The sequence below is a fragment of the Streptomyces sp. NPDC057428 genome (assembly GCF_042803195.1).
GTDB lineage: Bacteria > Actinomycetota > Actinomycetes > Streptomycetales > Streptomycetaceae > Streptomyces.
This window is the reverse complement of record NZ_JBHVCT010000158.1, coordinates 1-7353: the sequence shown is the minus strand read 5'-3', so window position 1 is coordinate 7353 and position 7353 is coordinate 1. Positions and strand designations below refer to the sequence as shown.

8 protein-coding genes are annotated in these 7353 nt (G+C 69.1%); 6 read left to right on the top strand and 2 right to left on the bottom strand.

Annotation, left to right across the window (positions count from 1 at the left end; all coding sequences use genetic code 11):
* From ACFU5K_RS30705 to ACFU5K_RS30695, 3 genes are all read left to right on the top strand, one after another.
* On the top strand, window positions 1-1348 hold a 1348-nt coding region (locus tag ACFU5K_RS30705; protein ID WP_384067673.1), incomplete at its 5' end, for a M16 family metallopeptidase.
* A 22-nt stretch (window positions 1349-1370) separates the two neighbouring features.
* Window positions 1371-2123, top strand: a complete 753-nt coding sequence (gene dapB, locus ACFU5K_RS30700; protein WP_384067670.1) for a 4-hydroxy-tetrahydrodipicolinate reductase — start codon at window positions 1371-1373, stop codon at window positions 2121-2123.
* A 14-nt stretch (window positions 2124-2137) separates the two neighbouring features.
* Window positions 2138-2590 (top strand): hypothetical protein, encoded by a 453-nt coding sequence (locus ACFU5K_RS30695; RefSeq protein WP_384067667.1) that lies wholly within the window; start codon window positions 2138-2140, stop codon window positions 2588-2590.
* Between the two features lie 42 nt (window positions 2591-2632).
* Here ACFU5K_RS30695 and ACFU5K_RS30690 read toward each other — a convergent pair whose 3' ends face one another.
* Both ACFU5K_RS30690 and ACFU5K_RS30685 read right to left on the bottom strand, forming a co-directional pair.
* Window positions 2633-3184: a hypothetical protein gene (locus ACFU5K_RS30690; protein ID WP_384067664.1), complete on the bottom strand. Its 552-nt coding sequence runs from the start codon at window positions 3182-3184 to the stop codon at window positions 2633-2635.
* Window positions 3185-3277: 93 nt separating this feature from the next.
* Window positions 3278-3517: a hypothetical protein gene (locus ACFU5K_RS30685; protein WP_384067661.1), complete on the bottom strand. Its 240-nt coding sequence runs from the start codon at window positions 3515-3517 to the stop codon at window positions 3278-3280.
* Window positions 3518-3692: 175 nt separating this feature from the next.
* On the opposite strand from ACFU5K_RS30685, the gene thyX reads away from it, so the two are divergent.
* The 3 genes from thyX (at window position 3693) to ACFU5K_RS30670 (ending at window position 7298) form a co-directional block, all read left to right on the top strand.
* Window positions 3693-4430: an FAD-dependent thymidylate synthase gene (thyX, locus tag ACFU5K_RS30680; protein ID WP_384067658.1), complete on the top strand. Its 738-nt coding sequence runs from the start codon at window positions 3693-3695 to the stop codon at window positions 4428-4430.
* 152 nt (window positions 4431-4582) lie between these two features.
* A complete protein-coding gene (dapA, locus tag ACFU5K_RS30675) occupies window positions 4583-5482 on the top strand; it encodes a 4-hydroxy-tetrahydrodipicolinate synthase (RefSeq protein WP_384067655.1) in 900 nt (299 codons plus the stop codon).
* A gap of 130 nt (window positions 5483-5612) precedes the next feature.
* Complete coding sequence (locus ACFU5K_RS30670; RefSeq protein WP_384067652.1) at window positions 5613-7298, top strand: ribonuclease J; 1686 nt, start codon at window positions 5613-5615, stop codon at window positions 7296-7298.
* Window positions 7299-7353 lie beyond the last annotated feature (55 nt).

The window sequence follows — 7353 nt, the reverse complement described above, 5'->3', positions numbered from 1 at the left end:
CCCCTCCCCGGAGGGGCGGGCCGTCGCCCGTACCCAAACGCTTCTCAAGGGCAGCAACGGCATCGGCACGGTCCGCCGCACGGTCCTCCCCGGCGGCCTCCGGGTCGTCACGGAGACCCTGCCCTCCGTCCGCTCCGCCACCTTCGGGATCTGGGCCAACGTCGGCTCCCGCGACGAGACGCCCAGCCTGAACGGCGCGACGCACTACCTCGAACACCTCCTCTTCAAGGGCACGGCCAAGCGCAGCGCCCTGGACATCTCGTCCGCGATCGACGCGGTCGGCGGCGAGATGAACGCCTTCACGGCGAAGGAGTACACCTGCTACTACGCGCGGGTCCTGGACACCGACCTCCCGCTGGCCATCGATGTCGTCTGCGACATGCTGACCGGCTCGCTGATCGCCCCCGAGGACGTGGACGCCGAGCGCGGCGTCATCCTCGAGGAGATCGCGATGACGGAGGACGACCCGGGCGACTGCGTGCACGACCTGTTCGCCCACACCATGCTCGGCGACACCCCGCTGGGACGGCCGGTCCTCGGCACCGTCGACACGATCAACGCGCTGAACCGCGGCCAGATCGCCCGCTTCTACAAGAAGCACTACGACCCCACGCACCTGGTGGTCGCGGCGGCGGGCAACGTGGACCACGCCACGGTCGTACGGCAGGTCAGGAAGGCCTTCGAGCGGGCAGGCGCCCTCACCCGCACCGACGCCGTCCCCACGGCGCCACGCGAAGGCTCCCGCACCCTGCGGGCGGCCGGCAAGGTCGAGCTGCTCAACCGCAGGACCGAGCAGGCCCACGTCGTCCTCGGCGTGCCCGGCCTGGCGAGGACCGACGAGCGCCGCTGGGCGCTCGGCGTCCTGAACACCGCACTCGGCGGCGGCATGAGCTCGCGGCTCTTCCAGGAGGTGCGCGAGAAGCGCGGCCTGGCCTACAGCGTGTACTCGTACACCTCGGGCTTCGCCGACTGCGGCCTCTTCGGCGTGTACGCGGGCTGCCGGCCCAGCCAGGTCCACGACGTACTGAAGATCTGCCGCGACGAGCTCGACCGCGCTGCGACGGACGGTCTCGGTGACGACGAGATCGCCCGGGCCGTCGGACAGCTGGCGGGCTCCACGGTCCTGGGCCTGGAGGACACCGGAGCGCTCATGAACCGCATCGGCAAGAGCGAGCTCTGCTGGGGCGAACAGATGTCCGTCGATGACATGCTGGCCAAGATCGCGGCGGTCACCCCCGACGAGGTCCGGGCCGTCGCGGCGGACGTCCTCGGACAGCGGCCCTCGCTCTCGGTCATCGGCCCGCTGAAGGACAAGCAGGCCGACCGCCTCCAGGAAGCGGTCTCCTAACCACCCCGTAAGGAAAGAACACATGAGCAAGCTGCGCGTGGCCGTTCTCGGCGCCAAGGGACGCATCGGGTCCGAGGCGGTGCGAGCCGTCGAGGCCGCCGACGACATGGAGCTGGTGGCCGCCCTCGGCCGCGGTGACGAGCTGGAGATCCTCACGGAGACCGGCGCCCAGGCAGTCGTCGAGCTCACCACACCCGCGTCGGTGATGGGGAACCTCGAATTCTGCGTCCGGCACGGCATCCACGCGGTGGTCGGCACCACCGGCTGGACCGACGAACGGCTCGCGCAGCTGAACACCTGGCTCTCCGGCTCCCCGGAGACCGGTGTGCTCATCGCGCCGAACTTCTCCATCGGCGCCGTCCTCACCATGAAGTTCGCGGAGCAGGCCGCCCGCTACTTCGAGTCCGTCGAGGTCATCGAGCTCCACCACCCCGGCAAGGCGGACGCCCCATCGGGCACCGCGACCCGCACCGCCCAGCTCATCGCCGCGGCCCGCGAGAAGGCCGGGGCGGCGCCTCAGCCCGACGCCACGGCCACGGCGCTGGACGGGGCGCGGGGCGCGGACGTCGACGGCGTACCGGTCCACTCGGTCAGGCTCCGCGGCCTCCTCGCCCACCAGGAGGTCCTGCTGGGCGGCGAGGGCGAGACCCTCACCCTGCGCCACGACTCGCTGCACCACAGCAGCTTCATGCCGGGCATCCTGCTCGGCACCCGCCGCGTGGTGACCACTCCCGGCCTCACCTTCGGCCTGGAACACTTCCTCGACCTGAACTGACTGGGCCCAACCCCATGCGCGCAAAGCTCACCTACCTCGTCACCTCCGCCGTCCTGGTCTTCTACTTCGTCCTGGCCGGCAGCCGCGGCGTCCTGCTCATCCGGCACGGCACGCTGCTCACGGTCACCTTCGGCGTGGCGGTGCTGATCCTCCCGGTGATCGGCGTCTGGTTCCTCTGGAAGAACACCCAGTTCGTCCGCAGGGCCAACGCCCTGGCCGCCGAACTGGACGCCGAGGGCGGCCTCCCCGTCGACGAGCTGGTGCGCACCCCGTCGGGGCGGATCGACCGAGACTCCGCCGACGCCGTCTTCACCAGGCGCCGCGAGGAGACCGAGGACAGCCCCGGCGACTGGCGCTGCTGGTTCCGTCTGGCCGTGGCCTACCAGGACGCCAGGGACACTCCCCGTGCCCGGAAGGCGATGCAGCGCGCCATCGCCCTGCATGCGAACAAGCCGGTACGCGCCTGATCGGCGCCGTACCGGCTTGTCGTGTGCGCGAACCGTGCGGTGTCAGCCCGTGCGGTACTCGTCGCCCCAGGCCTCGACCGTGTCCGTGGCACGCTCGAAGGCCTCGGCACGCGCCAGGAAGTCCGCGTTGTGGTCCGTCAGCAGCGGAGCCAGCGTCTCGCCGCCCCGGCGCACGACGAGCAGGGCCTGGCCCTGCACGGTGCGCGGGAAGCCGAGCCACTTCACCGGCTGCTGGACCGTACGGACGACCGACGCGTCGTTCCACGCGACCGTGGTCGTACGGAAGAAGCCCACCCGGCGTACGCCGTGCCGGCTCACCCAGGCGCCCACCCGCAGCAGGCGCAGCGCGCTCGCGATGACCACCCCGGCCAGTGCGAAGCACACGCTCGCACCCGACAGCGATCCGGTCAGCGAGATGATCACGCCGGCGAGCAGCACGTAGGACGCGAGCAGCAGGGTGGTGGCTGCCGCAGCGACCCGCCACGGGCCGGGACGGTAGGGCCGCCGCCAGCTGTCGTGGTCGTCGAACGGCAGTGCGATGTCCTCTGCGTCCGCGTCGAATGCGCGGTCGGCCGTCAGGAAGGGCAGGGGCACGACTGATCCTCACTCACAAGCACGCTCGATTGCTGTGCCCGGTGAGGCTACCGAGCGGCCCCACGCCCGACCACCCCAGGGGGCCCGTACGGGTCAGCGGTGCTGCGACGCCTCGGACCTCTGGCTGTGCGAGGGCGTGCTGTCCGTGTCCAGCGCGGGCAGACCGAAGAGCAGCGAGCCGGCGAACCCGGCGATCAGGGTCAGCCCGACGAGTGAACGGCCGGCCAGCTGTGAGGCACTGGGACGCCGCCGAGGGGGAGGTGTGACGTTACTGCGGAACCGGTCGGCGTCGGCGACGAACGAGAACGGGACGGATTCACGCCGGCGGAACATGAGGAAACTCTCCTTGAAAATCTGTGACGGGTACTACTGATGAGTCAGACGTACGGCAGCCCCGATCGGTGCCCCGAATCGCCGAACGCGTGCCGGAAATTCCGCTGGCGGAGGTCCGGCCGGCGCCCCGTAGAGTGGACGCCGCCCGAGCGACGCAATCGGAAGGACCCCGCCGGTGACCGACACCCCCGAGCCCACCAAGGCCCATTTCCGCAGCGACGTCACCGTTGACCTGGTGAAATCCGCCGCAAGCGACTCCGACGTGCTGTTCGCGGCCCGTGTGTCGACGGCCGGTGAGCAGTCCCTGGAAGAGGCCACGAAGGACCCGGAACGCTCCAAGGGTCTCATCAACTACCTGATGCGGGACCGGCACGGCAGCCCGTTCGAGCACAACTCGATGACCTTCTTCATCAGTGCCCCGATCTTCGTGTTCCGCGAGTTCATGCGGCACCGCGTGGGCTGGTCCTACAACGAGGAATCGGGCCGCTACAGGGAGCTCGAGCCGGTCTTCTACGTCCCGGGGGAGTCCCGCAAGCTCATCCAGCAGGGCCGCCCCGGCAAGTACGAATTCGTCGAGGGCACCCCCGAGCAGCACGAGCTCACCGGCCGGGCCATGGAGGACTCCTACCGGCAGGCCTACGACGCCTACCAGGAGATGCTCGCGGCGGGTGTCGCCCGCGAGGTCGCCCGCGCGGTGCTCCCCGTCGGCCTGTTCTCGACGATGTACGCCACCTGCAACGCCCGCTCGCTGATGCACTTCCTCGGACTGCGCACCCAGCACGAGTTGGCGAAGGTCCCGTCCTTCCCGCAGCGCGAGATCGAGATGGTCGGCGAGCAGATGGAACAGCACTGGCAGACCCTCATGCCGCTCACTCATGCCGCCTTCAACAAAAACGGACGTGTAGCTCCGTAAGCGGTGTCCGTATTGCGACGTTTCGTGAAGTTCATCTAGGCTGATCAAACGGACCCGGCACTGCTTGAACCCCCGAGCAGGCAGTGCCGGGCTCCTCTTCCCCGTCCCCCCGAGGGGGCGCGGCGCTCCGACCAACGAGTAGCGTGTTACCCATGGCTCCGATCTCCACTCCGCAGACCCCCTTCGGGCGGGTCCTCACCGCTATGGTCACGCCCTTCACGGCGGACGGCGCACTCGACATCGACGGCGCCCAGCGGCTCGCCGCCCACCTGGTGGACGCAGGCAACGACGGCCTGATCATCAACGGCACCACGGGCGAGTCCCCGACCACCAGCGACGCGGAGAAAGACCAGCTCGTCAGGGCTGTGCTCGAGGCAGTCGGCGACCGGGCGCACGTCGTCGCCGGCGTCGGGACCAACGACACCCGGCACAGCATCGAGCTCGCCCAGGACGCCGAGCGGGCCGGCGTCCACGGCCTCCTCGCGGTGACGCCGTACTACAACAAGCCGCCGCAGGAAGGCCTCCTGCGGCACTTCAACGCCATCGCGGACTCCACCGGTCTCCCGGTGATGCTGTACGACATTCCCGGCCGCAGCGGTGTGCCGATCGACACAGAGACACTCGTCCGGCTCGCCGAGCACCCCCGGATCGTCGCGAACAAGGACGCCAAGGGCGACCTGGGCCGCTCCAGCTGGGCCATCGCCCAGTCCGGCCTCGCCTGGTACTCCGGCGACGACATGCTCAACCTGCCGCTGCTCTCGGTCGGCGCCGTCGGCTTCGTCTCGGTCGTCGGCCACGTCGTCACCCCGGAACTGCGCGCACTCATCGAGGCGCACCTCGGTGGCGACGTGCAGAAGGCCATCGAGATCCACCAGAAGCTGCTCCCCGTCTTCACCGGCATGTTCCGCACCCAGGGTGTGATCACCACCAAGGCCGCGCTCACCCTGCAGGGCCTGCCCGCGGGCCCGCTCCGCCTTCCGCTCGTGGAACTCTCGGCGCAGGAGACGGCCCAGCTCAAGATCGATCTGGCTGCCGGCGGGGTACAGCTCTGACCACGGACTTCACAACTGAATACGCGGGGAAACTCGCGACGGAAACACCACCTGACAACAGCAAGTGCACGAATGACATGCGCGCCACGTGCCCTAAGCGGTACGTGGCGCGCGTGGTGAGGAGAGTCTTTTGAGTCATCCGCATCCTGAACTCGGTACCCCGCCGAAGCTTCCGAAGGGCGGCCTGCGGGTCACCCCGCTCGGTGGCCTGGGCGAAATCGGCCGCAACATGACGGTCTTCGAATACGGCGGCCGTCTGCTCATCGTCGACTGCGGTGTCCTCTTCCCGGAGGAGGAGCAGCCCGGCATCGACCTGATCCTGCCGGACTTCACCACGATCCGGGACCGCCTGGACGACGTCGAGGGCATCGTCCTCACGCACGGCCACGAGGACCACATCGGTGGCGTGCCCTACCTGCTCCGCCTGAAGCCGGACATCCCGCTGATCGGCTCGAAGCTGACCCTCGCCCTCATCGAGGCCAAGCTCCAGGAGCACCGGATTCGTCCGTACACCCTGGAGGTGGCGGAGGGGCAGCGAGAGCGCCTCGGTGTCTTCGACTGCGAGTTCATCGCCGTCAACCACTCCATCCCGGACGCTCTGGCCGTCGCCATCCGGACCCCCGCGGGCCTGGCCGTCGCGACCGGTGACTTCAAGATGGACCAGCTCCCGCTGGACGGCCGTCTCACCGACCTGCACGCCTTCGCGAGGCTGAGCGAGGAGGGCATCGACCTTCTCCTCTCCGACTCGACGAACGCCGAGGTCCCGGGATTCGTCCCGCCCGAGCGGGACATCTCCAACGTCCTGCGCACGGTGTTCGCCAACGCCCAGAAGCGCATCATCGTGGCCAGCTTCGCCAGCCACGTGCACCGCATCCAGCAGATCCTGGACGCCGCCCACGAGTACGGCCGCAGGGTCGCCTTCGTCGGTCGTTCCATGGTCCGCAACATGGGCATCGCCCGTGACCTGGGCTACCTGAAGGTCCCGGCTGGCCTGGTCGTCGACGTCAAGACCCTCGACGACCTGCCCGACGACGAAGTCGTACTCGTCTGCACCGGCTCCCAGGGCGAGCCGATGGCCGCGCTCTCCCGCATGGCCAACCGGGACCACCAGATCCGGATCGTCCCCGGCGACACCGTGATCCTGGCGTCTTCCCTGATCCCCGGCAACGAGAACGCGGTCTACCGCGTGATCAACGGCCTGACCCGCTGGGGTGCGAACGTCGTCCACAAGGGCAACGCCAAGGTCCACGTCTCGGGTCACGCCTCGGCCGGCGAGCTGCTGTACTTCTACAACATCTGCAAGCCGAAGAACCTGATGCCGGTGCACGGCGAATGGCGCCACCTCAGGGCCAACGCCGAGCTCGGCGCGCTGACCGGCGTACCGAAGGACCACATCGTCATCGCCGAGGACGGCGTCGTCGTCGACCTGGTCGACGGCAAGGCGAAGATCGTCGGCAAGGTCCAGGCCGGTTACGTGTACGTCGACGGCCTTTCCGTCGGCGACGTGACGGAGACGTCCCTCAAGGACCGCCGGATCCTCGGTGATGAGGGGATCATCTCGGTCTTCATCGTGGTCGACAGCTCTTCCGGCAAGATCGTGGGCGGGCCGCACATCCAGGCCCGCGGCTCCGGCATCGACGACTCCGTTTTCGGGGCCGTGGTGCCGAAGGTCGAGGAGGCCCTCAACAAGTCTGCCCAGGACGGGGTGATGGAGCCGCACCAGCTCCAGCAGCTGGTCCGCCGCACCGTGGGCAAGTGGGTGTCGGACACCTACCGCCGGCGCCCGATGATCCTTCCGGTCGTCGTCGAGGTCTGACCTTCAAAGGCCGTCACAGGCCGCCGACCAGGAGCGGGCCGCCCCGATTTGCATC

Excerpts from the sequence above, each read along its gene's own strand:
- dapB (WP_384067670.1), top strand. The coding sequence starts at position 1,371 with ATGAGCAAGCTGCGCGTGGCCGTTCTCGGCGCCAAGGGACGCATCGGG.
- ACFU5K_RS30695 (WP_384067667.1), top strand. The coding sequence starts at position 2,138 with ATGCGCGCAAAGCTCACCTACCTCGTCACCTCCGCCGTCCTGGTCTTC.
- ACFU5K_RS30685 (WP_384067661.1), bottom strand. The coding sequence starts at position 3,517 with ATGTTCCGCCGGCGTGAATCCGTCCCGTTCTCGTTCGTCGCCGACGCC.
- dapA (WP_384067655.1), top strand. The coding sequence starts at position 4,583 with ATGGCTCCGATCTCCACTCCGCAGACCCCCTTCGGGCGGGTCCTCACC.